Consider the following 549-nt stretch of genomic DNA (forward strand, 5'->3'; position numbering starts at 1 on the left):
TCGGAAGTCCACCGTGCTCACCAGTCCGTTGCGCATCAGCGCAAACGCCCTGTCCTCTACCGGTTTCACAATCTCCGGCGCTTCCCCCTTCAGCTGCATGGTCCGTGCACGGAACATCGCATCACTGATACGCGTAAGCAGGGGAGTCGTCTCATCCAGTTCCGCCGGCAGTTCCAGTCCCAGACGGCTGTACTCCTCCGCCGCCTGCTGCAGGTCCAGCTGGTAGAACACACTCTTTCCGTGATTCTCCGCCAGCGTCTTCCAGTTCACCTTGCGGAACTCCTCACGCTGCACGGTCAGTCTTCTCAGGTTGGCATACGCCGAGATTTCGTCCGCCGACATCTTCTCCGCCTTCAGCCATATCTCCTTTCCCTCTTCCAGTTCCGGTTCCGCCGTCATCCATCGCAGCACCGCACCCAGCTCCTCCACCGATTCGCACACCGGGAAAATCGCTGCCGCCTGCAGATCCTGATTCCCTCCGATGTCCTCCGGTTTCATTCCGCGAGCCTTCAGCCATTCCGCAGCCATTCCGCAGCCGGTACACCCGGT

1 protein-coding gene and 1 pseudogene are annotated in these 549 nt (G+C 60.5%); both read right to left on the reverse strand.

Annotated features, from left to right (window positions below; translation table 11 throughout):
- Positions 1-342 (reverse strand): annotated as a pseudogene (gene fkp / locus WKU26_RS12645) (bifunctional fucokinase/fucose-1-phosphate guanylyltransferase); the annotation flags it as partial.
- The coding region (locus WKU26_RS12650) for a hypothetical protein (RefSeq protein WP_340322314.1) at positions 284-549 on the reverse strand (266 nt) is incomplete at its 5' end. The gene WKU26_RS12650 and the pseudogene fkp, both read right to left, overlap by 59 nt.

This window comes from Phocaeicola sp. HCN-40430, assembly GCF_037890285.1.
Classification (GTDB): Bacteria; Bacteroidota; Bacteroidia; order Bacteroidales; family Bacteroidaceae; genus Phocaeicola; species Phocaeicola acetigenes.